Raw genomic sequence first — 24,351 nt, forward strand, 5'->3', positions numbered from 1 at the left:
CCACTCCGTCCGTCGGTATCGTGACCCACCCCGTCGAGCCGGCCAAATCGGGCGGAAACTAGGTCTTTTGCTTGGGCGTTGCAACACCTATAAGGGCGCTTCCAGTGAGACCTTTTGCCACTTTCCCCATCCTCTTTCGAACGCGTTGCACCTCGATGTCCACGCTCATCCTGATCCCGGCCCGCATGGCCTCGACGCGCCTGCCGGGCAAGCCGCTGGCCGACATAGCCGGCGCGCCGATGATCGTCCATGTCGCCCGCCGCGCCGCTGAGGCTGGGCTTGGCCGGGTAGTGGTGGCAACCGACACGCGCAACGTGGCCGAAGCGGTGCGCGCGCACGGTTTCGAGGCGGTGATGACGCGCACCGACCACGAATCCGGTTCCGACCGTATCTTCGAGGCGCTGACCGCCCTCGACCCCGATCGCAAGGTCGAAACCATCGTCAATGTGCAGGGCGACCTGCCGACCATCGATCCCAAGATCATCGGTGCGGCGCTGAAACCGTTCGAGGACGCTGCGGTCGACATCGCCACGCTCGGCGTCGAGATCGTCCGCGACGAGGAAAAGGCCAACCCCAACGTCGTCAAGATCGTCGGTTCGCCGTTGTCGGCGACGCGGCTGAAGGCGCTCTATTTCACCCGCGCCACCGCGCCCTGGGGCGAGGGGCCGCTCTATCACCATGTCGGCCTCTACGCCTATCGGCGCTCAGCCCTCGAACGCTTCGTCGCGCTAAAACCTTCGCCGCTCGAACGGCGCGAGCGGCTGGAGCAGTTGCGGGCGGTGGAGGCCGGTATGCGCATCGATGCCGAGATCGTGCAATCGCTGCCGCTGGGCGTCGACACGCCGGAAGACCTCGAACGCGCCCGACAAATTCTTTCCTGAGACCTTCAACCTGAGATATCGGCATGCCTGACAAGACCAACAGAATAGCCTTCCAAGGCGAACCGGGCGCCAATTCCGACACCGCCAGCCGCAACATGTTCCCTTCGATGGAGCCGTTGCCGTGCCCCACCTTCGAGGATGCCTTCAACGCGGTCGAGACCAACAAGGCCGACCTCGCCATGATCCCGATCGAAAACACCATCGCCGGCCGCGTCGCCGACATTCATCATCTCTTGCCGGAATCGAAACTCCACATCGTCGGCGAGTATTTTCTGCCGATCCACTTCCAGCTGATGGTGCTGCCAGGCGTCAAACGCGAAGAGATCAAGACCGTGCACAGCCATATCCATGCGCTGGGACAGTGCCGCAAATACATCCGCAAGAACGGTTGGAAGCCGGTGATCGCCGGCGACACGGCGGGCTCTGCGAAGCTGGTCTCGGAGCTCAAGGACCGCACCATGGCCTCGCTCGCCCCGGCGCTAGCCGCAGAACTCTACGGCCTCGACATCATCGAGAAGAACGTCGAGGACACGGATTCGAATGTCACCCGCTTTGTCGTGCTGACCAAGGACAAGCGATTGGCCGAACGGCCCTCGGCCGACACCAAGATGATGACGACCTTCATGTTCCGTGTCCGCAACGTGCCGGCTGCGCTCTACAAGGCAATGGGCGGTTTCGCCACCAACGGCGTCAACATGACGAAGCTGGAGAGCTATCAGTTGGGCGCCTTCACCGCGACGCTGTTCTACGCCGATATCGAGGGCCATCCCGACGATCCACTGGTCAAGCTGGCGCTGGACGAACTGCGCTTCTTCTCGCGCGAAGTGCGCATTTTGGGTGTCTATCCCGCCAGCGAGTCGCGCGAGCAGTGGAAGGTCGCGGACTAAGGTTCCCTAAACCAGCAGGGTCAGCGGCACATAGTCGATTTCCATGAAGGTTTCGACTTCCGGGATCCAGCGGTCGCGCACGAAGGCAACGTGGTCGGGATGCTCGTTATATCTGGTGTAGGGGCCTGATCGACGAACTCCATCGAGAAGCCGAAGTGATAGTCGTTTTTCGGGCTGACTTGCCGCAGCGGCTCGAAATGGGTGACGCCCTTGATTGCGCTGAGAATGCGCTTGGCATCGGAGAGGAACCGCTTTTCCTCCAGCGAGTACTGCGGGTGCTTCAGGGTGAAAACCACGGTGTGACGGATCATTTTTTGCTCCCGTTAAGCAATTCCAGGAAAAGTGTGAAGCGGTTTTCCGTCCGGAATTGCGTAAAATAACAAGTCTTATTCGCTGTCGACCCAGGCGCGGATCAGATGATGCGCGATCGCGCCTTTCGGCGGCGTGACCAGATTGTCCTTGTGCGTCCTCTCCAGCATGGAACGCACCTCGTCGCGAAAAAACCAGCGGCAATCTTCCAACTCGTTGAGATCGGCCTGGATGTCGTCATTGAGCGGTTCGCCGAAACAGCCGATCATCAGCGAATAGGGGAACGGCCAGGGTTGGCTGGCATGGTAGACGACGCGGCCGAGCCGGATGCCGGCTTCCTCCAGCGTTTCGCGGCGCACCGCCGCCTCGATCGTCTCGCCCGGCTCGATGAAGCCGGCAAGCGCCGAGTACATGCCGGGCCCGAAATGCCGGCCGCGGCCGAGCAGGCATTTTTCCCGCGTCGCCGTCAGCATAATCGCCACCGGATCGGTGCGTGGAAAGTGCTCGGTGCCGCAATTTGGGCAATGGCGCTTGTAGCCGCCGGCCCGCATATGCGATTCATGGCCGCATTTGCTGCAGAAGCGATGGGTGGCATGCCAGGCAAGCAGGGCGGCGCCTTGCGCCAGCGCGCCCGCTGCCGCCTCGTCGATCAGCCCCTGCATATAGACCGAGCGATAATCGATCGCCTTCATGGTCTCCGGTAGCTGTTCGGGATCGAGGCCGACCGGCACGGCAAGGACCGGGCCGCTCTCGGCAAAGCCAAGCAGCACGCCTTGTGCGAGTGATGGCTGCAGCTTCTGGCTCTCAGCCAGATCGAACCAAGGGTCGAAGCTGCCATCGTGCAATTTCAGATACAGCCGTCCGCCATGCATCGGCAGAAGACGTGCCGAGGGATCGGCCAACGCCCTTTCGACGGAATCGTCGGCGCGGTTCTCGGATTGCCGATCAATCGTGTTTCCGGCGAAGCCGACGAACTGGCTCGGTTCGCGCAAGGGCGCGTCAAAAAGGCGAAAGGTCATGGAAGCTCGAACGTCTAGGGATGGACACAGGCGGCTTATAGCGCCGCCTTGATCTGTTGCGCAAATTGGCGGATGCCTGAACGCTCATAGGGCTCGCGCATGCCGTGCCCCCACACCGGCCCCGGCCAGCCCGGATCGCCTTCCGAGCGGGCGATGACGTGGACATGCAATTGCCGAACGATGTTGCCGAGCGCGCCGGTGTTGATCTTGGTGCAGCCCGTGGTTCTTTTCAGCGCCTGCGCCACCATGTTGGTTTCGAAGGTCAACATCGCCTGGTCGAGCGGCGTCATGTCGTGGATTTCTTCGGCCCCCGGCCGCTGCGGCACCAGGACCAGCCATGGCCAGCGGCTATCGTTCATCACCCTGAGCTCGCACAGGCCGAGCCACATCAGCTGCTCGCTATCCGCCTCCAGCCTGGAGTCGAGCGTGAATCCGGCCTTGAGGCCCGGTAGCATTGGCGTTTCCCTTGCGCTTCTCGCATTATTCCCAAACTCATGACGCTAGAGCGGCTGCACGGGGGCTGCAAGCGATTCATTGAGCGGCGGAGTTCAAGGGCATCCGATTCTCAATGCACCCTTGCATTTGATCGCTGAATTGCCGATATGGAACGCGGGAGGTTGGTGGTGGACGATCCACTCGCCAACCGGGTCAGGTCCGGAAGGAAGCAGCCCTAACGAGCCCGGAACGGGTCATTGTTCCAGCCTCCCACCTCATCGGCCCCTCTCGCGACATTGACGACGCATTGCAGCGCGGGCGAGACTATTGGAGCAATTCCAGGGAAAGTGTGAGCGGTTTCCCGTCCGGAATTGCGTTAAAGCAAAGGGTAGAGCGGTTTGCCGTTTCAGAAAACGGTGAAACGATCTAGCAGGAATCGGCTACGCTGAGACGCGGCCTTTTGGAGCTTTACGGGCGAATGAGCGAAGCCGGAAATTCGGACCCCGAAAACCTGGAGAAGCAAAAGGCCGTCGCCTATCGCGTGCTGGCGCGCAAATATCGTCCGTCGAATTTCTCGGAACTGATCGGCCAGGAGCCGATGGTCCGCACTTTGACCAACGCTTTCTCCACAGGCCGCATCGCCCAGGCCTGGATGCTGACCGGCGTGCGCGGCGTCGGTAAGACCACGACGGCGCGCATCCTGGCGCGGGCGCTCAACTACAAGACGCCGACGGTCGACCATCCCTCGGTCGACCTCGCCCTCCTGGGCGAGCACTGCCAGGCGATCATGGAAGGCCGCCATGTCGACGTCATCGAGATGGACGCCGCGTCGCATACCGGCATCGACGACATCAGGGACATTATCGAGCGCGTGCGCTATGCCCCGGTGTCGGCGCGCTACAAAGTCTACATCATCGACGAAGTGCACATGCTCTCCACCCAGGCCTTCAACGGCCTGTTGAAGACGCTGGAAGAGCCGCCGCCGCACGTCAAATTCATCTTTGCCACCACCGAAATCCGCAAAGTGCCGATCACCGTGCTGTCGCGCTGCCAGCGTTTCGACCTGAGACGCATCGATGCCGGCGCGCTGGTCGCGCATCTCGCCTCCATTGCCGGCAAGGAAGGCATTTCGGTAGACGACGACGCGCTGGCGATGATCGCGCGCGCCGCCGAAGGCTCGGCCCGCGATTCGCTCTCCATCCTCGACCAGGCAATCGCCCATGGCGGCGGCGCCGTCAGCGCCGAAGCGGTGCGCGCCATGCTGGGTCTCGCCGACCGCGCCCGCATCGTCGACCTGTTCGAACATGTCATGAAAGGCGATGTGGCGGCCGCCCTTGCCGAATTCCGCAACCAGTACGACACCGGCGCCGATCCGGCTGCCGTGCTGACCGATCTGGCCGAATTCAACCACCTCGTCACCCGGCTGCGCTTCGTGCCGACGGCTGCCGACGACGCTTCCCTGTCCGAGGATGAGCGCCGCCGCGGCGCCGACTTCGCCAGCACGCTGTCGGTCAAGGTTCTGTCGCGAACCTGGCAGATGCTCTTGAAAGGCATTCCCGAGGTGCAGTCGTCCAACCGACCGGTCAGCGCCGGCGAGATGGTGCTGATCCGGCTGGCGCATGCCGCCGACCTGCCGACGCTGGACGAGGCGCTGAAATCTCTAGAGAGCGGCGCTCCGGCGTCCGGTGGTGCGTCACGCCCGAATGGTGCGCCGGTAAATGCCGGCAATGGCGGCGGCGCCAGCGCGGTAGCGCAGACCCGGATGCCGTCCGGGCCAGCCGGTGCGCAAACCATGCGATTGGTCGACGCGCCCCCGGTCGCCTTTGTCGCGCCTCCGCAGCCGGTCGTCGAGCCGCAATCGCCGCCGCTGAAATCGCTGGCCGATATTGTCGCTCTTGCCGACGCGCAGCGTGACATCGCCTTTAAGGTGCTGGTCAAGAGCTGTATTCGCCTGGTGCGCATCGAGCCCGGCCGTATCGACGTCGGCCTGACCGCCGATGCGCCCAAGATGCTGCTCAACGACTTGACGACGAAGCTGCGCGCCTGGACCGGCCGCAACTGGCTGGTGTCATTGTCGAAGGAAGAGGGCGGCCAAACGCTGGCCGAGATGGAATCGACCAGGCGCGAGACTGCTTTCTCCGACGCGAAAAGCGATCCGGCTGTGGCCGCCATCCTGGCGCGCTTTCCCGGCGCCAAGATCATCGACGTGCGCATTCCCGACGCGCCGGAAGTCGACACCGACACGGCCGAAGCGCCGGTCGAGCCGCCGTCCGACGACGACGAAACCTGACCATAGCCACGAATCCGCAAAGGACCCGACCATGAAAGATCTTCTCGGCCTGATGGGCAAGGCGAAGGAAATGCAGGCCAAGTTCCAGGCCATGCAGGACGAGATCGCGACGATTGAAGCAAGCGGGCAGGCGGGCGGCGGGCTGGTCAATGTCACGCTGACCGGCAAGTTCGAAATGAAGTCGCTGAAGATCGATCCGTCGCTGTTCAAGGAGGACGAGGTCGAGATTCTCGAAGACCTGCTGCTGGCCGCTCACAATGACGCCAAAAATAAGGTCGAGCAGATTATGCAGGAGAAGACCAAGGCGCTGACGGCAGGCTTGCCGATCCCGCCCGGAATGAAATTGCCGTTCTGAGCCGGCTCCAACCAGTTAATTGATTATGAAGGGAAATCGGCTGCGGAGGCTGTTGTTAAGACTTTCTCCGGCTTTGCTCACGCGGACATATCCGGGCATTTATAAAGTTTTACCTATGCTGCACGAAAGCTAATCCTTTAGCCATCTTTTTGCCTTTAAGAGTCTCATTCTTGCCACATCTCGGGGCGGGCTGGCATCTGGACAATGAGGCATTTTTGTTGATCGCGACGCGATGGAAGACGCCGCTTCTGCTCGGCATCATCTTCTCCCCTATGTTCCTGGCCGGTTGCAGCCAGACCACGTCTTCGCACGGCCTGTCGGTCGCCAGTCTGACCGACGCCATCACGCCCAGCTTCCTTTCGACGCGCGCCTACCGCAACACGCCGAAGGAGAAGGAATGTCTGGAGCGGGCGATGTTCTTCGAGTCCAACCGCTCGAGCCGTGACGGCATGATCGCCGTCGGCACGGTGGTGATGAACCGGCTGCGCTCCGGCAATCATGGCAGCACCATTTGCCAAGTGGTTGGCGAACCGGGCCAGTTCGCGCCCGGCGTGATGACGCGGGCGATGAATTCGAAAGCGATGCCCGATGTCGAGGAGGCCGCCGATGCGGTGCTCAAGGGCGAGCGCAAGGCCAAGCTGAAAAACACGATGTACTTCCACACCGCCGGCCTGAGGTTCCCCTACAAGAACATGCATTACACCATGGTTGCCGGCGGCAACGCCTTCTACGAGAAGCGCGGTCGCAACTGGCAGCCGCTGCCGGATGAATCCACGACCATGGTTGCCTCGGCGCAGCCGCGCGCGCCTGTGCCTGAAGCGCCGGTGCAGGTTGCCTACGCCGAGCCGGTGGTGAAGACCATTGTCCGTCCAGATCCTGCCAAGCAGGCCGCGGCGGTTCGCGCAGCCAAGGCGACACGTGCCCCGGCCGAGCAGACCTATGTGACGGCTTCCGCGGCGCCCGCCAAGAGCGCCCGCGTCGCCGCCAAGCAGACGGAGGTGGCGATGCAGGAGCCGATGGCCGAGCCCGATGCCTCGCGTTTCGGCGGCACGCTGAACGCCCGCCACATCACCTCGGTTCCATCGGCAACGCAGGAAGCGTCGATGGGCTTCCAGTCGACGCCTGAGAATACCGACGCTATCGGCGCGATGATTATCGACCAGACCCGGCCAGCGTCAGCTTACTGACGCCAAAAACAGTTTCCAAGCCCGCCATGGCAGCATGGCGGGCTCGGTGCGTATGCGGCATGTTTCAAAGCGCGCGGAAAAATCCTAGATCAGTGCGATGTCGAAGCGAATCGCCGGTCCCGAGATCGAACGCCTGATCCAGCTCCTGGCCAAGGTGCCGGGGCTAGGGCCGCGTTCGGCCAGGCGTGCGGCACTGCACCTCATCAAGAAGAAGGAGCAGCTTTTGTCGCCGCTCGCCGCCGCCATGGCTGAAGCCGCCGACAAGGTGCGCATCTGCACGACCTGCGGCAACGTCGATACCTCCGACCCTTGCATGATCTGCACCGATCCGCGCCGCGATGCCTCGACGCTGATCGTCGTCGAGGATGTCTCCGACCTCTGGGCGCTGGAGCGGGCGGCGGCCATGAATGTGCGCTACCACGTGCTCGGCGGCACGCTGTCGCCGCTCGACGGCATCGGCCCCGACCAGCTCAATGTCCGCTCGCTGGTCGACCGCGTCGCCGGCGGCGACGTGAAGGAGGTGATCCTCGCCGTCAACGCCACGGTCGAGGGCCAGACGACGGCGCATTATCTCACCGACCAGCTCTCGGGTTTCGAGATCAAGGTCACCAGGCTTGCACATGGCGTGCCGGTCGGCGGCGAACTCGACTATCTGGATGAGGGGACGCTGGCGGCGGCCTTGCGCTCGCGGACGGCGTTTTGACGCAATTGGCGGGCAGGATGTGCGACATGAAAGCTTCGCATTCTTCGAGGTTTGCGCCAAACACCCCCCTCTGTCCTGCCGGACATCTCCCCCGCAAGGGGGGAGATTGGCTGTCGCTTCGGTTTTCGCCTACCACCTGCGTTGAAAGAAGAATGCCGTCCGAGAAGCTGCTGATCTCCCCCCTTGAGGGGGAGATGTCCGGCAGGACAGAGGGGGGTGTGAGGGAACGCAAGCCTCCAAGGCTGCTACTATTTTCATTCCTTGCGGCTCTGCTCGCCCTCCTCCTCATCTCCCCCGCCTCCGCCGCCAAAATCGACGACCAGTTCCGCGCCTGGCTGCAAACCGATCTCTGGCCGGAAGCCCAGACCAAAGGCATCTCCAAATCCACCTTCGACGCCGCTTTCGACGGCGTGAAGCCGAACCTCAAATTGCCCGACCTCGTCCTGCCCGGCGAGAAACCCAAAACTCCGCAAAAACAGCATCAGGCCGAGTTCGGTTCGCCCGGCGCCTATTTCGCCGAAAAGACGGTGCGCGCCGTCACGTCAGGTGGGCGCACGCGCGAGGCGGCCAACGCCAAGACGCTGGCTGCGATCGAAAAGCGCTACGGTGTCCCGGGCGAGATACTGTTGGCGATCTGGGGCCGCGAGACCGGCTTCGGCGCGGCGAAAATGCCCTACGACGCCTTCGAGGTTCTCGGCACCAAGGCGTTCATGTCGACCAAGAAGGACTTCTTCCGCACCGAGGTACTGGCGGCGCTCGAGATCGTCGAGCATGGGTTGGCGCCGGTCGGCGCCATGAAATCGTCCTGGGCCGGCGCGCTCGGCCAGCCGCAATTCATGCCGACCTCGTTCCTGAAGCACGCCGTCGACTACGACGGTGATGGGCACCCGGACATCTGGAATTCGACGCCGGACGTGCTGGCCTCGATCGCCAACTATCTCGTCCACTATGGCTGGGTGAAGGGGCGTGGCTGGGGTTTCGAGGTGACGGTTCCGGAAAGCGTTTCCTGCTCGCTCGAAGGTCCCGACCAGGGCAAGAAGATCTCAGCCTGGGCGGCGATGGGAATCAGCCGCGTCGGCGGCAAAGCCTTTCCGGCCGGCGAACTGAAAGCGGAAGGATTCCTTTTGATGCCGGCCGGACGCAGCGGCCCCGCCTTTATCGCCACGCCCAATTTCTACGTGCTGAAACAGTACAACACCAGCGACCTGTACGCCCTGTTCATCGGCCATGGCGCTGACCGCATTGCCCATGGCGATGCTGATTTCGTCGGCAGCTGGGGTGCGGTTGGCCGCCTGCATCGTTCCGACATCGCCGCGCTGCAACGGGCGCTGGAGGCCAAGGGCTACGATGTCGGCAGCGCCGACGGCCTGCCCGGCTTTAAGACCCGCCGCTCGATCGGCAGCTGGCAGGAAAAGAACGGCCGCCCCGCCACCTGCTTCCCCGACGCCGATCTGGTTGCTGCCATCAAGTAGCACCGAAAAGAGCAGATTTTTCCCCATCGGCGGCTGCAATTGGCTCGCCCATGCTTCGACGCGCACAGCATATTCCGGTCCAGTATGCCGGCTCGCAAAAATGCCCGTTGCCGGTTGGAGGGCTGCCGGATAGGGTGTTGACCAACTGGAAAAAAATCAACACGGTATTGGGTCTAGCGGTCGTCCTCCGGCCGCGAAAAAGATTACTGCAGCCCTGAGCCGGGAACTCGGGGTCAACAATCAACAAAACAGGGAACAATCATCATGATGATGGAAAAGTTTGCTCTACGTTCGCGCGTCTGGCTCGCAGGTGCAGCCATGTCCGCTCTGCTCATTGGCGTTGCGCCCGCCTTCGCCGTGACGCCCGCCGACACGCTGGTCGAAGGTTTTGCCATCGACGACATCATATCCATGGATCCGGGCGAGGCCTTCGAACTGTCGACCGCAGAGGTCACCGGCAACACCTATGATCTGCTGGTCCGCCTCGATCTCAGCGACACCTCCAAGGTCAAGGGCGACCTTGCCGAGAGCTGGACCGTCTCCGACGACGGCCTGGTCTATACGTTCAAGCTCAAGCCCGGCCTAAAGTTCGCTTCGGGCAATCCACTGACGGCCGCCGATGTCGCCTATTCCTTCGAGCGCGCCATCAAGCTGGACAAGCCGCCGGCATTCATCATCAACCAGTTCGGCATCAGCGGCGACAATGTTGCCGACAAGGCCAAGGCCGTCGACGATACCACCTTCCAGTTCACCGTCGACAAGGCCTATGCGCCGAGCTTCGTGTTAAACTGCCTGTCGGCAACGGTCGCTTCGGTCGTCGACGCAAAGCTGGTGAAGGAACATGTCGCCGCGGTGACGCCGAGTGCCGACTACAAATGGGACAACGATTTCGGCAACGCCTTCCTGAAGACCGGTTATGCCGGCTCCGGCGCCTACAAGCTGCGCGAATGGCGGGCCAATGAGGTCGTCGTGCTCGAGCGCAACGACAATTACAATGGCGAGAAGGCCAAGCTCGCGCGCGTCATCTACCGCAACATGAAGGAGAGCTCGGCGCAGCGCCTGGCGCTCGAAGCAGGCGACATCGACGTTGCCCGCAACCTTGAGCCGAACGATCTCGACGCCATCGCCAAGAATGCCGATCTCACCACGACCAGCGCGCCGAAGGGCACGGTCTTTTACATCAGTCTCAACCAGAAGAATCCGAACCTCGCCAAGCCCGAGGTTCGCCAGGCGTTCAAATATCTGGTCGACTACGATGCGCTGAGCACGACCATCCTCAAGGGCATTGGCGAGATCCACCAGACCTTCCTGCCCAAGGGCGTGCTGGGCGAACTGGACGAAAATCCGTTCAAGTTCGACGTCGCCAAGGCCAAGGAACTGCTGACCAAGGCCGGCCTGGCCGACGGCTTCAGCGTAACCATGGATGTACGCACGGGACAGCCAACAACGGGCATGGCGGAATCGATCCAGCAGACGCTTGGCCAGGCCGGCATCAAGCTGGAAATTATCCCGGGCGACGGCAAGCAGACGCTGACCAAATACCGCGCCCGTAATCATGACATCTATATCGGCCAGTGGGGCCAGGACTATTTCGATCCGAACTCCAACGCCCAGACCTTTGCCTCAAACCCGGACAATTCGGATGAAGGCAAGACCAAGACGCTGGCCTGGCGCAATGCCTGGGACATCCCGGACCTGACAAAGCAGACCGAAGCAGCCTTGCTGGAGAAGGATGCCGGCAAGCGCGCCGATATGTACAAGAGCCTTGAAAAGACGATCCTCGACACCAGCCCCTTCGTAATCATCCACCAGCAATTGGAAGTGGCAGGCCTGCGCAAAAACCTGAAAGGCTTTGCGCTCGGTCCGAGCTTCGACACCAACTTCGTCGGCCCGGTCTCCAAGGAATAGCGCCGGCGGACGCGCCCTGATGAGCGCGATTGAAAACCAGGCGACGGCGGGGCAGGGAAGCGCCCGCGCCGTCGCTATCTTGTTGGCGATCGGCCGCTTCCTGGTCATCGCCGTCACCACCTATCTCGGCCTGCTCGCGGTGACCTTTTTCATCGGCCGCGTCATCCCGATCGATCCGGTGCTGGCGGTGCTCGGCGACCGCGCACCGGCCAATGTCGTCGAGCGCACCCGCCGCGAGATGGGGCTCGACCTGCCGTTGATCGAGCAATTCTATATCTATCTCAAGCATGCGCTGAACGGTGATTTCGGCACCTCTGTGCTGACCACCAATCCTGTGATGACCGACATCCGCCGTGCCTTTCCGGCAACGATCGAACTGGCGACTTTGGGCACTTTGATAGGCTCGTTGATCGGCGTGCCGCTCGGCGTGCTGGCAGCGGTAAAACGCGGCAGTCTCATCGACCAGATCGTTCGCATTGTCGGCCTGATCGGCTATTCCGTGCCTATCTTCTGGATCGGGCTTTTGGGGCTTGTCCTGTTCTACGCCAAGCTCCAATGGGTGGCTTTTCCCGGCCGCCTCGACATCGTCTACGAGTACACATTCACACCGATCACCGGCTTCTACCTGCTCGACGCCGCGCTGCAGGGCCAGTGGGATGTCTTCTACGACGCTTACCGCCACATCATCCTGCCGGCAGGGCTGCTGGGCTATTTCTCGCTCGCCTATATCAGCCGGATGACGCGCTCCTTCATGCTGAACGAGCTGTCGCAGGAATACATCGTCGCCGCGCGCGCCAAGGGCCTGTCTGAAACGCGAATCATCTGGGGCCATGCGCTGCGCAACGCCGCGGTGCCGATGGTCACGGTGATCGCGCTGTCCTATGCCGGGCTGCTCGAAGGTTCGGTGCTGACCGAGACGGTGTTCTCCTGGCCCGGCATCGGCCTCTACATCACCAATTCGCTGCAGAACGCCGACATGAACGCCGTGCTCGGCGGCACCATCGTCATCGGTTCGGTGTTCATCGGCATCAATCTCCTGTCCGATGTTCTCTACAAGGTGCTCGATCCGAGGACGAAGACAGGATGAGCGCCGAAGCAATCCAAACGCGCCGCGATTGGCTGCTCAGCGATCGGCCGGCCTCGCGCATGCAGGCACGGCTCGGCCGCGCCTACGTCGCTTGGCGGCGCTTTTCCGCCAACCGGCTGGCGTTTCTCGGCCTGCTCATCATCATCGCGCTGCTGCTGGTCGCAGCCTTTGCCGATGTGCTGGCGCCCTATTTGCCGACCATCGGCGATCTCAAGAATGCCCGGCTTTTGGCGCCGAGTGCGGCGCATTGGTTCGGCACCGACGATCTCGGCCGCGATATCTATTCGCGCATTCTTTTTGGCTCACGCTGGACCCTCTATGTCGTCATTCTTGTCGCTGTCATCGCAGCCCCCATCGGCCTTTTGGTCGGCACCGTCGCCGGCTATGCCGGCGGCTGGACCGATGCCATTCTGATGCGCATTACCGACATCTTCCTCGCCTTCCCCAAGCTGATCCTGGCACTGGCCTTTGTCGCCGCCCTTGGCCCCGGGATCGAAAACGCGGTGTTGGCCATCGCCATCACCTCGTGGCCGCCTTACGCGCGAATTGCGCGGGCCGAGACGATGACCGTGCGCAATTCCGATTACATCAAGGCGGTGCAATTGATGGGCGCCTCGCCGTTCCGCATCGTGCTGCGCCACATCATGCCGCTCTGCATCTCTTCGCTGATCATCCGGGTGACGCTCGATATGGCCGGCATCATCCTCACCGCCGCCGGCCTCGGTTTCCTTGGCCTCGGCGCGCAGCCGCCGCTGCCGGAATGGGGCACCATGATCGCGTCCGGCCGTCGCTTCGTGCTCGACCAATGGTGGGTGGCCGGCGCGCCCGGCTTCGCCATCCTGATCGTCAGTCTCGGCTTCAACCTGCTGGGCGACGGCCTGCGCGATGCGCTCGATCCCCGGAGTGGCGACCAATGAGTGGTGACCAATGAGCGGTGCACTTCTCGATGTCGACGACCTGCGCGTCACCTTCCCGACTCGGACCGGCCTCATCCAGGCGGTGCGCGGCGTCACCTTCTCGCTCGGCCGAGAGCGGCTGGGCATTGTCGGCGAAAGCGGCTCCGGCAAGTCGCAGACCGGCCGCGCCATCATGGGGCTGACGCCGCCGCAGGCTCTGGTTTCGGCCAAGAAGCTCGCCTTGGACGGCATCGATCTTTTGGACATACCCGCCCGCCAGCGCCGGGCGCTGCGCGGCAAACGCATCGCCATGATCCTGCAGGATCCGAAATATTCGCTCGACCCGGTGATGAGCATCGGCCGCCAGATCGTCGAGACGCTGCGCACGCATGAAAAGGTCTCCAAGGCCGAAGCGCGCGAGCGGGCGCTGGCCATGCTGGAAGCTGTGCAGATCCGCGATCCCTCGCGTGTCTTCGACCTGCATCCGCACGAGGTGTCCGGCGGGATGGGCCAGCGCGCCATGATCGCAATGATGCTGATCGCCGGACCGGAACTGATGATCGCCGACGAGCCGACCTCGGCGCTCGACGTCACCGTTCAGCTCGATGTGCTCGGCATCCTCGACCGCTTGGTCAGTGAGCGCGGCATGGGTCTGATCTTCATCTCGCACGATCTGCGGCTGGTCGCCTCCTTCTGCGACCGCGTCATCGTCATGTATGCCGGCAAGGTGGTCGAGCAGCTCAAGGCGTCGGAGCTGCGCGACGCCCAGCATCCCTACACGCGCGGCCTGCTCAACTGCATGCCCAGGATCGGTTACGAACGCCACCCGCTGCCGGTGCTCGACCGCAAGCCGGAGTGGGCGGCATGACGCCAGCCATTTCGATTGAAGGGCTGGAGGTGGTGTTCGACCGTTTTCGCGCGCTGAAAGGGGCGAACCTCGAGGTGAAGTCCGGCGAATCCTTCGGCCTGGTCGGCGAGAGCGGTTCCGGCAAGTCGACGCTGCTCAAAGCCATTGCCGGCCTGGTGCCTGTCGCATCCGGTACTATCACGGTCAATGGCAAGACGCTGGGAGCGCGCCGCGACAAGGCTTTTTATCGCGAAGTGCAGATGGTCTTCCAGGACCCCTATGGTTCGCTGCACCCGCGTCAGACCGTCGACCGCCTGCTACAGGAGCCGCTCGCCATTCACGGCTTTGCCGATGGCGAGCAACGCATCCAGCGCGCCCTCGACGAGGTCGGATTAGGCAACGGTTTCCGTTTCCGCTACGCGCACCAGCTCTCCGGCGGTCAGCGTCAGCGCGTGGCGATCGCGCGGGCGCTCATCCTCGAACCGTCGATCCTGCTGCTCGACGAACCAACCTCGGCGCTCGACGCTTCGGTGCAGGCGGAAGTGCTCAACCTGCTGGAAGAGGTTCGCCGTCGGCGCAAGCTGACCTTCCTGATGGTCAGCCACGACCTCGCCATCATCACCCATATGTGCGAGCGCCTGATGGTGATGCAGAATGGCGAAGCGGTGGAGAACCTGACGGCGGGCCAGCTGATCGGGCACCGCGTGGAGAAGGATTACACACGCAATTTGCTTAGGGCGAGCGAGGGGTTTGTTCGGACGGCGTGAACTAGTTTCTTCCGCAGAATAATCGCTTGGGGAATTCCATGGAAGAATGGAAGTTTGCAGATCCGCCCAATGTCGCGGTGCTATCGGACAAGAGCATATTCAAACGGGGCGACTGGATCGCATACGTTGTGCATGAAGCTGACGATGACGAGAACTACAACGATGAAGGGGGCAGTTGGCAATTCTATAGCAGCGACTCTCGAGATTGGGATGAACGCGAGATAATGCTCGTTGGCCTGCAAGAGGTGGTGCAGCAGGATGAAAGCATCCTGGCATTGGCCGACTTGCCAAAAGGCTGGCATGCTTGGCGGACGTCAAAATCATCGCCATGGCAGCGAGCGAAATCGCGCCCCGAACCCTCTAACGATAACGAATGATCCGGCAAAGCCTTAAGCGGGGTCTTGCGCCAGTTCGCCGTTCTCCGGAACAGATGGTTCGTCCCCCTGCTTAGGCTCCTTGATCCTGAACCACGTCACATAAAGCGCCGGCAGGAACAGCAGCGTGATCGCCGTGCCGGCGATGATGCCGCCCATCATGGCGTAGGCCATCGGGCCCCAGAACACTTCGCGCGCGATCGGGATCAGCGCTAGGCTGGCGGCCGCGGCCGTCAGCGCGATCGGCCGCATGCGGTGCTCGGTCGCTTCGATCACGGCTTCCCAGCGGTCTTGGCCCTCGGCCACCAGATCCTCGATCTGCACGATCAGGATCACCTGAGTTGCGGATCAGGATGCCGATCAGCGCCAGGACGCCCAGAATGGCGACGAAGCCGAGCGGTGCGCCGCTCGGCACCAGGGCCGCGACCACGCCGATCAGGCCGAGCGGCGCCACCGCCACGACCAGGAACAGGCGCTGAAAACTTTGCAACTGGATCATCAGGATGGTCGCCATCACGAACAGCATCAGCGGCACCACCGCTGCGATCGGTCCCTGGCTTTTGGCGCTTTCCTCGACCGAGCCGGCGGTTGCAACGGAATAGCCGGGCGGCAGTTTGGCGATGAAGGCGTCGACCGACGGCTTCAATTCGTTGACGACGGTGGCCGGCAGCACGTCGCCAACGAGGCCTGCGCGAACGGTGATCATCGGGATGCGGTTGCGCCGCCACACCGTCGGCTGTTCGAGGTCGTAGCGGAAGTTCGCCACCGCGGCGAGCGGGATCGCTTCGCCGTTCCCGGTGACGGGTGAGCTGTCACGGACTGCCCCGTACGTGTATCGGTCGGCTGGTTAAGACCGGTCTGTCGAAGTGGCCCGCATCGACGACAGGCCCAATCGCCCGGCGGCGGTGCCAACTTGAGGAAAACGTGAAATAAGGTCAGAAGAGGCCTTGGCATTCATCTAACGAGAACGGGCGTCGGCCCGATGAGGGACGAAATGAAGAACGCAGCCATTTCTGAGCGCAAGAACCAGTCGATCTCGCGCGGCGTCGGCATGACGACGCAGATCTATGCCGACCGCGCCGAGAATTCGGAGATCTGGGATGTAGAAGGCCGCCGATACATCGATTTCTCCTCCGGTATCGCCGTCGTCAACACCGGCCACCGCCATCCCAGGGTGATCGAGGCGGTCAAGGCACAGCTCGACCGCTTCACCCATACCTGCCACCAGGTCGTGCCCTATGAGAGCTATGTCAGGCTGGCCGAACGGCTGAACGGCATGCTGCCCGGCAAGTTCGAGAAGAAGACCATCTTCGTCACTACGGGTGCTGAAGCGGTCGAGAACGCCATCAAGATCGCCCGCAACGCCACTGGCCGCCAAGCCGTCATCGCCTTTGCCGGCGGCTTCCACGGCCGCACCTTCATGGGCATGGCGCTGACCGGCAAGGTCGTGCCCTACAAGGTCGGCTTCGGCGCCATGCCGGGCGACGTCTACCACGCGCCGTTTCCGGTGCCGCTGCACGGCGTGTCTACAGCCGATTCGCTGGTCGCACTCGACAAACTGTTCAAGGCCGATGTCGATCCGGCTCGCGTTGCCGCCATCATCATCGAGCCGGTCCAGGGCGAGGGCGGCTTCTACGACGCGCCGCGCGAATTCCTGACGGCGCTGCGCAAGCTCTGCGACCAGCACGGCATGCTGCTGATCGCCGATGAGGTGCAGACCGGCTTTGCCCGCACCGGCAAGATGTTCGCCATGGATCATCATGAGGTCGCGGCCGACATTACCACCATGGCGAAAAGCCTGGCCGGCGGCTTCCCGCTGGCGGCGGTCACCGGCCGCGCCGAGATCATGGATGCGCCCGGTCCTGGCGGGCTCGGCGGCACCTATGGCGGCAGCCCGATCGGTGTCGCCGCAGCACACGCCGTGCTCGACGTAATCGAGGACGAAAAGCTGTGCGACCGCGCCAATACGCTGGGCGCCCGGCTGAAACAGCGGCTGCAGTCGATCCGCGACGATGTGCCCGAGATTGTCGACATCAGGGGTCTCGGCTTCATGAACGCGGTCGAGCTCAACGACGTCAAGAGGGGCCTGCCGTCGGCCGAGATCGCCAATGCGATCCGGCTGAAGGCGCTCGACAAGGGGCTGATCCTGCTGACCTGCGGCGTCTACGGCAACGTCATCCGTTTCCTGGCTCCGATCACCATCCAGGACAATGTCATGAACGAGGCGCTCGACATTCTGGAAAGCTCGATCCGCGAAGTCTGCGCTGCCTAGCGCAAACCCTACCTCCCCCTTGTGGGGAGGTCGGACCGCAGGTCCGGGTGGGGGGCCTCGCGCCGACCCCAACCCCGCTGCTTCGCAGCGACCCTCCCCACAAGGGGGAGGGTAAGTGCGTCTAGCCCGCAGCCCGTGCCGGCTCATCCTGCTGGAACGCTGCCAGTGCAGCCTTCAGCCCGTCAGGTCCCTCAGCAATCGTCTGCGCCATCGGCGAAAACCCGGCCCCGAGCATCTTGCGGCCCAGCATATGGTCGCCCGGCCTGTTGACGGATTCGATGCCGAGCAGCCGGCTTCCAGCATAGTGGTAGATCGAGAACTTGTTCTCAGCGAGGTCGCCCAGCACGACATGGCTGTCGCCGCCCGAGGTCAGCCCGACCATCTGCAGTTTCATGTCGCCGATGTCAGACCAGAACCACGGCACCGCCGCATAGGCGTCCGTATGGCCGGTGATCGTGCGTGCGGCAAGCCGCGCCTGGTCGGTGGCGTTCTGCACCGATTCCAGCCGCACGTCGCCGCCGGTCGACCAGTGGCGGTAGGAAGCGGCGTCGCCGATGGCCAGAATATCAGGCACTGAGGTGCGCATCTGTTGGTCGACGCGGATGCCATTGGCGACAGTCAGTCCGGCAGCCTGCGCAAGTTCGACATTCGGCACGGCGCCGATGCCGACGATGACCATGCGCGCGGGCAGCCTTTCGCCGGTGGAGGTGATGGCAGCGCAGACATGGCGGTTTTCCCCTTCCAGCCTGGCAATGGTGGTGCCGGTGAGGATACGCACGCCGATCGCCTCCAGCCGTTGGCGGACATGGCTCGCCACCACCGGCGCCACGGCGCGGCCAAGCAGCCGGTCGACAGCCTCGACCAGGGTGACGTTGCGGCCGGCGGCCCTCAGCGTTGCCGCGATCTCCAGCCCGATGAAGCCGCCGCCGAGGATGACCACGTCTTCGCTTTGGGCGCTGAGCGCGCGGATCAGCCGCGCATCGGCGATCGAGCGCAGCGACAGCACGCCCGAGAGGTCGGCGCCCGGCAGCGGCAGAAGCCGCGGCCGCGAACCGGTGGCCAGGATGAGCCGGTCGAACGGCAGCACGCCGCCGCCCGCTATGTCCAGCTTGCGGCCTGCCGTATCGATGCTGTCGATTCGGACGCCCGGCCTGAAGTCGATGGCGCTGCCGGTGTAAAAGGCCTCGCCGCGCAAGGGTTGCGGCTTGGCATCGGCGTCCTTGATGAAGGTCTTCGACAGCGGCGGCTTGTGATAGGGCAGATCGGTTTCGTCGCCGATCAGTATGACAGGCCCGTCATAGCCTTCCTCGCGCAGGCTGGCGGCCGCTTGCACGCCCGCATGACCCGCACCGACAATGACGACCCCGTTCTTCATCGCAACCCGAATTCCTGTTTCAAATCTGGAGCATGATGCCGAAAAGTGTGAAGCGGTTTTCGGACGACATCATGCTTTGATTGTGAGCCGTTCCGCCAGATGGCGATTGTCTGCCGCCGTCGCAAGAGCCCCGGTCCGGGTCGCACCCGGAACGGTCGCTTGTCAATCGCGGCGTCTCTCACCTTGGCTGCTGGCTACGATTTAAAGTTGATAGTGCTAGTTTAGAATAATTCTAAACTGTTGTTTCAATTGAATTTTCTAGGGTTCACCAGTTGACTTCCGGCCTCGCCATCGTTTTATGGAGGCTCGCGCGTCAGCGCATCCCTTTGATGTTTGGGCCTTGAACCCGTTCGATTGGAGGCATTTGGTGTCTTTCTCCCGTGAGCCGCAGAGCGGCGCGGCATCTGTGGTGTCCTACGGCATGCCTATGTCCCGGCACCGTTTGGCACGCGCGCCTTTTACCGAATCCCCTTTGAACTGGAGACTGATGATGACAGCGCGATATGGCGGCAGACTGGCTGCGATCGGTGCCACGGCTATGTTGACGGCGGCGGTTTTCATCCTGCCGGCCAAGGCGGCGGAGATCGATGCCAAGGCGGTCATCAAGACCTATTCCGACATCGCGCTGGCCAAGTACGAGGATTCGCTGACCACGGCGCAGGCGCTCGACAAGGCTGTCGACGCGCTGCTTGCCAACCCGTCGGCGGACACGCTGAATGCCGCCCGCGATGCCTGGAAGGCGTCGCGCGTGCCCTACCAGCAGACCGAGGTCTACCGCTTCGGCAACAAGATCGTCGACGACTGGGAAGGCAAGGTGAACTCCTGGCCGCTCGACGAAGGCCTGATCGACTACGTCGCCAAGAGCTACGGCACCGAGTCCGACGCCAACGCGCTCTACACCGCCAATGTCATCGCTAACAAGGACATCGAGATCGACGGCAAGAAGGTCGACGCCTCGAAGCTTTCGCCGGAGTTCCTCGCCGGCACGCTGCAGGAGGCCGGCGGCATCGAGGCCAATGTCGCCACCGGTTATCACGCCATCGAATTCCTGCTCTGGGGCCAGGATTTGCACGGCACCGGCCCGGGCGCCGGCGAGCGTCCGTACACCGACTACGACCTCAAGAACTGCACCGGCGGCAATTGCGATCGCCGGGCCGAGTATCTGAAGTCGGCCAGCGATCTTCTGGTCTCCGACCTGCAGGAGATGGTCGGCAACTGGAAGGAAGACGGCGCCGCCCGCAAGAACCTCGTCGATGGCCAGCCGAACACCGCTATCTCGGTGATCTTCAACGGCATGGGCTCGCTGTCCTACGGCGAACTGGCCGGGGAGCGCATGAAACTCGGCCTGCTGCTGCACGATCCCGAAGAGGAGCACGACTGCTTCTCGGATAATACCTACAACTCGCATCTCTATGACGCCATCGGCATCCGCGCCGCCTATCTCGCCAGCTACACGCGCATCGACGGCACCGTCGTTTCAGGCCCGTCGGTGCACGATATGGTCAAGGCGGCCGATCCGGCGATCGACAAGGAACTGTCCGACAAGCTCGATGTCTCGGTCGCCAAGATGGAGGCGATCAAGGCGCGGGAAGTGGCCGGCGAGGCCTACGACCAGCAGATCGCCGAGGGCAACACCGAAGGCAATGCTACCGTGCAGGCGGCAATCGACGCGCTGGTCGACCAGACCAAGTCGATCGAACGCGCCGTCGGCGCGCTGAACCTGAACAACATAGCCTTCGAGGGGTCCGACAGCCTCGACGCACCGGACAAGGTGTTCAAGTAGCACCCCAACCAACTACCAGCCAAACGGCGCGGAGGGGCGCCGTCAGCCAGAGCCAATCCATGCTGATCTGCCATTGCAACATCATCACCGAAAAGGAGATTGAGCAGACGATCGTCGATCTGCTGGATCAGGACCCCTGGCAACTGATCGTGCCGGCGAAGGTCTATCACACGATGCAAAAGCGCGGTCGCTGTTGCGGCTGCTTCCCAAATGTGGTCGAAACGATCATTCGGGTCACCGAAAATTACCACACCCGTTCGGAGGCGAGCGGCGTGGACATCGTTTCACACCTGGATCGCGTCAGAGGCCTGCGCGTCCAATATGGGAGCAGAATCCATGAAAGGCGAACCGCAGATCATCGAGCGGCTTAACGAGGCTCTGTTCCTGGAGCTTGGCGCCGTCAATCAATACTGGGTGCATTTCCGCCTGCTCGAAGATTGGGGATATGCCAAGCTGGCAAAGAAGGAACGCGCCGAATCGATCGAGGAGATGCACCATGCCGACCGGCTGGTGGCCCGTATCATCTTCCTCGAAGGGCATCCCAATTTGCAGTCCGTGGCGCCGTTGCGCATCGGCCAGAACGTCAAGGAAGTGCTCGAATCCGATCTCGCCGGCGAATATGACGCACGCACCGCCTACAAGCGTTCGCGCGAGATCTGCAACGAAGCCGGCGACTACGTGACGATGAAGCTGTTCGAGGAATTGCTGGCGGATGAGGAAGGTCACATCGACTTCCTCGAGACGCAGCTCGACCTCCTTGCCTCGATCGGCGAGGAAAAATACGGCCAGCTCAACGCCGCATCGGCGGACGAGGCGGAATAGGACCATGCAGGAATGCGGCGCCCCATAGATATTCTGCGCCGCTTGCGGCGGGCCGCCGGCCCGCTGCTCCTCAAAAACCCGCGATATCAGGCCTTTCGCGGGCTTTCGGTTGTAACCCTGGCGGCAATTTTGGCCCCGGCCCTGGCCGGATCGTCGGAACCGGTCGGCCTCGCCACGAGCCGCACCGACCTGACGCCGAAGGACCAGGCCCGCGTCCTTGCCGTTACCAGGCCAACCCAGGATTTCTCCAAGCCCGAATCCTTCGAAACGATGCAAGGCGGCGCCGGCACGTCGCGCAAGCAGGTCGACCGCGACGCCTTCTCGCAACCCTCTGAAAACATTACCTTCGAGGAACAGGGCAATTTCAAGCTCGGCAATGCGCTTTTCCGCAAGAACTGGGTGTCGTCGCCATCCTCGACCCAGGCCTCGGACGGTCTCGGACCCCTGTTCAACGAGCGCGCCTGCCAGAATTGCCATTTGAAGGATGGCCGCGGCCGCCCGCCGGCCGCCGACAGCCGCACCACGTCGATGTTCCTGCGGCTAGCGCGCGATGCGAGCACGGCCGAGGAAAAGACCGAGATCGCCGCGCACAAGGTGCTGAACTTCCCCGATCCGGTCTACGGCGCGCAGTTGCAGGAACTGGCGGTGCCCGGCCTCAAGGGCGAAGGCCGCATGTATGTCGATTATCGCGAGGAAAAGGTCACGCTCGGCGACGGTAGCATCGTTTCGCTGCGCAAGCCGAGCTATTCGGTCGACGGGCTTGGCTACGGCCCGCTTGACCCGCGCACCACGCTGTCGCCACGTCTGACCCCGCCCATGATCGGCCTTGGCCTGATCGAACAGATCGCGCCGGCCGACATCCTTGCCCATGCCGATCCCGACGACCGCGACGGCATTTCCGGCAAGCCCAACATGGTGCGTGACCTCAGCAGCGGGCAACTGACGCTTGGCCGCTTCGGTTGGAAGGCGCAGACCGCATCGATCCCCCAGCAGGCGGCGGACGCCTTTGCCGGCGACATCGGCATTTCGACGCCGGAAGAGCCCAGTCACTGGGGCGATTGCACCGCCGCAGAAAAGGCCTGCCTCGACATGCCCAATGGCGTGCAGAAGCGGCTCGGCCCGGTCGAGGCGCCACCACCGGTGATGGACCTCGTCACCTTCTATTCGCAGAACCTGGCCGTGCCGGCGCGGCGCGATGTCGGCGCACCCGCCGTGCTCGCCGGCAAGAAGCTGTTCTACGAGATAGGCTGCATTGCCTGTCATACGCCGAAATTCGTCACCATGCGCGGGAACAAGGCGCAGGCGTTCCAACTGATCTGGCCCTATTCCGACTTTCTGCTGCACGACATGGGGCCTGGCCTTGCCGACGGCCAGGCGGTGGGCGATGCCACGGGCAGTGAATGGCGCACCCCGCCGCTATGGGGCATCGGCCTGACAAAGACCGTCAACGGCAACGCTTTCTTCCTGCATGACGGGCGTGCGCGCACGCTTACCGAAGCGATCCTGTGGCATGGCGGCGAGGGGCAGAAGGCGCGCGATCGCTTTGCCGCCGCCAATACGGCCGACCGCGATGCTCTCATCAAATTCCTGGAGTCATTCTGATGCTCAAGCGGGTTTTGCCTGTTCTACTCCTCCCATTGGCTCTGTTCGGTGCGTCCCCGGCATCGGCCTCGGTGAAAGCCTCCGATGTCATTCAAAGAGCGATCGACGGATTTGTCCGCCCCGCCTATGCCAGCCTGCATGGCCATGCCGGCACCTTGGCGAAGGCCATGGACGCGCTCTGCCAGGCGCCGTCGCAGGGCAACCTCGATGCCGCGCATGCCGGATTCTCGGCCACGGTCGCAGCCTGGTCGTCGGCTGAAATCATCGGCTTCGGGCCAATCAAGGAGAACAACCGGCTGGAGCGCATGCTCTACTGGCCGGACCGAAAGAGCATCGGCCTGAAGCAGGTGCAGGCGGCGCTGGCCGGCAAGGATCCGACCGCCACCGATCCGGCGCAGCTGGCGGGCAAGAGTGTCGCGATGCAGGGATTAGGGGCGCTGGAGTTCGTGCTTTACGGCGACGGCGCCGAGACGCTCGTCGGCAAGGACGAGCCCTATCGCTGCGCCTATGGCGCGGCAGTCGCCAAGAACATCGAGACCATGGCGGCCGATGTCGACGCGGCCTGGAAAAAACCGGACGGTTTTGCAGCCTTGTGGGCTAATCCCGGACCCGACAATGCGCTTTACCGCGACGGCACCGAAGCGGTGACCGAACTGGTCGGCGTCTTCATCAACGAGCTGGAAATGGTCCGCGACGTGCGCCTCAAAGGTTTTTTCGGCGCCAAGCCGGAGGCTGACAAGCCAAGGCAGGCGATCTACTGGCGGTCGCAAAACACCGGCCTGTCATTAGCCGGCAACCTCTCCGGCATTGATGCGCTGTTCCAGGCCTCGAAGCTCGGCGACGCGCTGCCCGAGGATAGCAGATGGATGGCGGAATCCATCCATATCCAGCTCATCAATGGCGTTGCCACTGCCAAATCCATCCAGGGTCCGATCGACAAGACGCTGGCCGATCCCGCGGAGCGCGGAAAACTCGAGCATTTCGCGCTGATCACCTCCAGCCTGTCGGGCCTAATCGGCACCAGGCTGACCGCCGAGTTCGGCCTGACCGCCGGCTTCTCCTCGCTCGACGGAGACTGAT

The 24,351-nt window shown here is 62.9% G+C and carries 22 protein-coding genes, 1 other RNA gene and 2 pseudogenes; 20 read left to right on the plus strand and 5 right to left on the minus strand.

Annotation, left to right across the window (positions count from 1 at the left end; all coding sequences use genetic code 11):
* Positions 1-155: 155 nt before the first annotated feature.
* Entirely contained in the window at positions 156-881 is a 726-nt protein-coding gene (locus NLY37_RS26560; protein WP_023669513.1) for a 3-deoxy-manno-octulosonate cytidylyltransferase, read from the plus strand.
* Between the two features lie 23 nt (positions 882-904).
* Complete coding sequence (locus tag NLY37_RS26565; RefSeq protein ID WP_023682034.1) at positions 905-1,768, plus strand: prephenate dehydratase; 864 nt, start codon at positions 905-907, stop codon at positions 1,766-1,768.
* A 6-nt stretch (positions 1,769-1,774) separates the two neighbouring features.
* Here the strand turns inward: NLY37_RS26565 and NLY37_RS26570 are convergent.
* From NLY37_RS26570 to NLY37_RS26580, 3 genes and pseudogenes are all read right to left on the minus strand, one after another.
* Positions 1,775-2,079: pseudogene (locus NLY37_RS26570) on the minus strand (Dabb family protein).
* Between the two features lie 75 nt (positions 2,080-2,154).
* Positions 2,155-3,096 carry an NAD(+) diphosphatase gene (gene nudC / locus NLY37_RS26575; protein WP_023682033.1) on the minus strand — a complete coding sequence of 314 codons (942 nt, stop codon included), beginning with the start codon at positions 3,094-3,096 and terminating at the stop codon, positions 2,155-2,157.
* A gap of 35 nt (positions 3,097-3,131) precedes the next feature.
* Entirely contained in the window at positions 3,132-3,551 is a 420-nt protein-coding gene (locus tag NLY37_RS26580; RefSeq protein ID WP_023682032.1) for an HIT domain-containing protein, read from the minus strand.
* A 157-nt stretch (positions 3,552-3,708) separates the two neighbouring features.
* On the opposite strand from NLY37_RS26580, the gene ffs reads away from it, so the two are divergent.
* The 12 genes from ffs to NLY37_RS26640 all read left to right on the plus strand — a co-directional run bounded on the left by ffs (position 3,709) and on the right by NLY37_RS26640 (position 15,420).
* An RNA gene (gene ffs, locus NLY37_RS26585) (signal recognition particle sRNA small type) lies at positions 3,709-3,805 on the plus strand.
* Positions 3,806-4,009: 204 nt separating this feature from the next.
* Positions 4,010-5,821: a DNA polymerase III subunit gamma/tau gene (locus NLY37_RS26590; RefSeq protein WP_023740775.1), complete on the plus strand. Its 1,812-nt coding sequence runs from the start codon at positions 4,010-4,012 to the stop codon at positions 5,819-5,821.
* Between the two features lie 31 nt (positions 5,822-5,852).
* The gene (locus NLY37_RS26595; RefSeq protein ID WP_023669519.1) at positions 5,853-6,176 is read left to right on the plus strand and encodes a YbaB/EbfC family nucleoid-associated protein; all 324 of its coding nucleotides are present in this window, start codon (positions 5,853-5,855) and stop codon (positions 6,174-6,176) included.
* A gap of 218 nt (positions 6,177-6,394) precedes the next feature.
* Positions 6,395-7,363, plus strand: coding sequence for a cell wall hydrolase (locus tag NLY37_RS26600; RefSeq protein ID WP_023696746.1), 969 nt, complete (start codon positions 6,395-6,397; stop codon positions 7,361-7,363).
* Positions 7,364-7,460: 97 nt separating this feature from the next.
* Positions 7,461-8,066: a recombination mediator RecR gene (gene recR, locus NLY37_RS26605; RefSeq protein WP_023740774.1), complete on the plus strand. Its 606-nt coding sequence runs from the start codon at positions 7,461-7,463 to the stop codon at positions 8,064-8,066.
* Between the two features lie 194 nt (positions 8,067-8,260).
* Positions 8,261-9,538 carry a lytic murein transglycosylase gene (locus tag NLY37_RS26610; RefSeq protein WP_023740773.1) on the plus strand — a complete coding sequence of 426 codons (1,278 nt, stop codon included), beginning with the start codon at positions 8,261-8,263 and terminating at the stop codon, positions 9,536-9,538.
* A 264-nt stretch (positions 9,539-9,802) separates the two neighbouring features.
* Positions 9,803-11,446 carry an ABC transporter substrate-binding protein gene (locus NLY37_RS26615; RefSeq protein WP_023682026.1) on the plus strand — a complete coding sequence of 548 codons (1,644 nt, stop codon included), beginning with the start codon at positions 9,803-9,805 and terminating at the stop codon, positions 11,444-11,446.
* A 19-nt stretch (positions 11,447-11,465) separates the two neighbouring features.
* Positions 11,466-12,533 carry an ABC transporter permease gene (locus tag NLY37_RS26620; protein ID WP_023669524.1) on the plus strand — a complete coding sequence of 356 codons (1,068 nt, stop codon included), beginning with the start codon at positions 11,466-11,468 and terminating at the stop codon, positions 12,531-12,533.
* On the plus strand, positions 12,530-13,450 hold the full coding sequence (locus NLY37_RS26625; protein WP_023669525.1) for an ABC transporter permease: 921 nt from the start codon (positions 12,530-12,532) through the stop codon (positions 13,448-13,450). Before NLY37_RS26620 ends, NLY37_RS26625 begins: the two co-directional genes overlap by 4 nt.
* Positions 13,451-13,460: 10 nt before the next feature.
* Positions 13,461-14,297: an ABC transporter ATP-binding protein gene (locus NLY37_RS26630; protein WP_023669526.1), complete on the plus strand. Its 837-nt coding sequence runs from the start codon at positions 13,461-13,463 to the stop codon at positions 14,295-14,297.
* Positions 14,294-15,043 carry an ABC transporter ATP-binding protein gene (locus NLY37_RS26635; RefSeq protein WP_023669527.1) on the plus strand — a complete coding sequence of 250 codons (750 nt, stop codon included), beginning with the start codon at positions 14,294-14,296 and terminating at the stop codon, positions 15,041-15,043. Before NLY37_RS26630 ends, NLY37_RS26635 begins: the two co-directional genes overlap by 4 nt.
* A 38-nt stretch (positions 15,044-15,081) precedes the next feature.
* The gene (locus NLY37_RS26640; RefSeq protein ID WP_023696743.1) at positions 15,082-15,420 is read left to right on the plus strand and encodes a DUF2185 domain-containing protein; all 339 of its coding nucleotides are present in this window, start codon (positions 15,082-15,084) and stop codon (positions 15,418-15,420) included.
* 12 nt (positions 15,421-15,432) lie between these two features.
* Here the strand turns inward: NLY37_RS26640 and NLY37_RS26645 are convergent.
* Positions 15,433-16,216: pseudogene (locus NLY37_RS26645) on the minus strand (efflux RND transporter permease subunit); the annotation flags it as partial.
* Positions 16,217-16,411: 195 nt separating this feature from the next.
* Between NLY37_RS26645 and NLY37_RS26650 the strand changes: the two are divergent.
* On the plus strand, positions 16,412-17,689 hold the full coding sequence (locus NLY37_RS26650; RefSeq protein ID WP_023738174.1) for a 4-aminobutyrate--2-oxoglutarate transaminase: 1,278 nt from the start codon (positions 16,412-16,414) through the stop codon (positions 17,687-17,689).
* Positions 17,690-17,810: 121 nt separating this feature from the next.
* On the opposite strand, the gene NLY37_RS26655 is transcribed toward NLY37_RS26650, so the two are convergent.
* Positions 17,811-19,064: an NAD(P)/FAD-dependent oxidoreductase gene (locus tag NLY37_RS26655; protein ID WP_023696740.1), complete on the minus strand. Its 1,254-nt coding sequence runs from the start codon at positions 19,062-19,064 to the stop codon at positions 17,811-17,813.
* 490 nt (positions 19,065-19,554) lie between these two features.
* Here NLY37_RS26655 and NLY37_RS26660 point away from each other — a divergent pair, with 490 nt between their 5' ends.
* The 5 genes from NLY37_RS26660 to NLY37_RS26680 are packed head-to-tail and all read left to right on the plus strand — an operon-like array spanning position 19,555 to position 24,350.
* Positions 19,555-20,847 (plus strand): imelysin family protein, encoded by a 1,293-nt coding sequence (locus NLY37_RS26660; protein ID WP_023692591.1) that lies wholly within the window; start codon positions 19,555-19,557, stop codon positions 20,845-20,847.
* A 59-nt stretch (positions 20,848-20,906) separates the two neighbouring features.
* Positions 20,907-21,218, plus strand: a complete 312-nt coding sequence (locus NLY37_RS26665) for a (2Fe-2S)-binding protein (protein WP_023669536.1) — start codon at positions 20,907-20,909, stop codon at positions 21,216-21,218.
* The gene (gene bfr, locus NLY37_RS26670; protein WP_023669537.1) at positions 21,184-21,669 is read left to right on the plus strand and encodes a bacterioferritin; all 486 of its coding nucleotides are present in this window, start codon (positions 21,184-21,186) and stop codon (positions 21,667-21,669) included. Before NLY37_RS26665 ends, bfr begins: the two co-directional genes overlap by 35 nt.
* A gap of 12 nt (positions 21,670-21,681) precedes the next feature.
* Positions 21,682-23,271 (plus strand): di-heme oxidoreductase family protein, encoded by a 1,590-nt coding sequence (locus NLY37_RS26675; RefSeq protein WP_023740772.1) that lies wholly within the window; start codon positions 21,682-21,684, stop codon positions 23,269-23,271.
* Complete coding sequence (locus NLY37_RS26680; protein ID WP_023730920.1) at positions 23,271-24,350, plus strand: imelysin family protein; 1,080 nt, start codon at positions 23,271-23,273, stop codon at positions 24,348-24,350. The genes NLY37_RS26675 and NLY37_RS26680 overlap by 1 nt, the downstream gene beginning before the upstream one ends.
* Position 24,351 lies beyond the last annotated feature (1 nt).

Origin of the sequence: Mesorhizobium sp. C395A (assembly GCF_030323205.1) — a bacterium.
Classification (GTDB): domain Bacteria; phylum Pseudomonadota; class Alphaproteobacteria; order Rhizobiales; family Rhizobiaceae; genus Mesorhizobium.

Excerpts from the sequence above, each read along its gene's own strand:
- NLY37_RS26560 (WP_023669513.1), top strand. The coding sequence starts at position 156 with ATGTCCACGCTCATCCTGATCCCGGCCCGCATGGCCTCGACGCGCCTG.
- NLY37_RS26565 (WP_023682034.1), top strand. The coding sequence starts at position 905 with ATGCCTGACAAGACCAACAGAATAGCCTTCCAAGGCGAACCGGGCGCC.
- nudC (WP_023682033.1), bottom strand. The coding sequence starts at position 3,096 with ATGACCTTTCGCCTTTTTGACGCGCCCTTGCGCGAACCGAGCCAGTTC.
- NLY37_RS26580 (WP_023682032.1), bottom strand. The coding sequence starts at position 3,551 with ATGCTACCGGGCCTCAAGGCCGGATTCACGCTCGACTCCAGGCTGGAG.
- NLY37_RS26590 (WP_023740775.1), top strand. The coding sequence starts at position 4,010 with ATGAGCGAAGCCGGAAATTCGGACCCCGAAAACCTGGAGAAGCAAAAG.
- NLY37_RS26595 (WP_023669519.1), top strand. The coding sequence starts at position 5,853 with ATGAAAGATCTTCTCGGCCTGATGGGCAAGGCGAAGGAAATGCAGGCC.
- recR (WP_023740774.1), top strand. The coding sequence starts at position 7,461 with ATGTCGAAGCGAATCGCCGGTCCCGAGATCGAACGCCTGATCCAGCTC.
- NLY37_RS26610 (WP_023740773.1), top strand. The coding sequence starts at position 8,261 with ATGTCCGGCAGGACAGAGGGGGGTGTGAGGGAACGCAAGCCTCCAAGG.
- NLY37_RS26615 (WP_023682026.1), top strand. The coding sequence starts at position 9,803 with ATGATGATGGAAAAGTTTGCTCTACGTTCGCGCGTCTGGCTCGCAGGT.
- NLY37_RS26620 (WP_023669524.1), top strand. The coding sequence starts at position 11,466 with ATGAGCGCGATTGAAAACCAGGCGACGGCGGGGCAGGGAAGCGCCCGC.
- NLY37_RS26625 (WP_023669525.1), top strand. The coding sequence starts at position 12,530 with ATGAGCGCCGAAGCAATCCAAACGCGCCGCGATTGGCTGCTCAGCGAT.
- NLY37_RS26630 (WP_023669526.1), top strand. The coding sequence starts at position 13,461 with ATGAGCGGTGCACTTCTCGATGTCGACGACCTGCGCGTCACCTTCCCG.
- NLY37_RS26635 (WP_023669527.1), top strand. The coding sequence starts at position 14,294 with ATGACGCCAGCCATTTCGATTGAAGGGCTGGAGGTGGTGTTCGACCGT.
- NLY37_RS26640 (WP_023696743.1), top strand. The coding sequence starts at position 15,082 with ATGGAAGAATGGAAGTTTGCAGATCCGCCCAATGTCGCGGTGCTATCG.
- NLY37_RS26650 (WP_023738174.1), top strand. The coding sequence starts at position 16,412 with ATGAAGAACGCAGCCATTTCTGAGCGCAAGAACCAGTCGATCTCGCGC.
- NLY37_RS26655 (WP_023696740.1), bottom strand. The coding sequence starts at position 19,064 with ATGAAGAACGGGGTCGTCATTGTCGGTGCGGGTCATGCGGGCGTGCAA.
- NLY37_RS26660 (WP_023692591.1), top strand. The coding sequence starts at position 19,555 with ATGACAGCGCGATATGGCGGCAGACTGGCTGCGATCGGTGCCACGGCT.
- NLY37_RS26665 (WP_023669536.1), top strand. The coding sequence starts at position 20,907 with ATGCTGATCTGCCATTGCAACATCATCACCGAAAAGGAGATTGAGCAG.
- bfr (WP_023669537.1), top strand. The coding sequence starts at position 21,184 with ATGAAAGGCGAACCGCAGATCATCGAGCGGCTTAACGAGGCTCTGTTC.
- NLY37_RS26675 (WP_023740772.1), top strand. The coding sequence starts at position 21,682 with ATGCGGCGCCCCATAGATATTCTGCGCCGCTTGCGGCGGGCCGCCGGC.
- NLY37_RS26680 (WP_023730920.1), top strand. The coding sequence starts at position 23,271 with ATGCTCAAGCGGGTTTTGCCTGTTCTACTCCTCCCATTGGCTCTGTTC.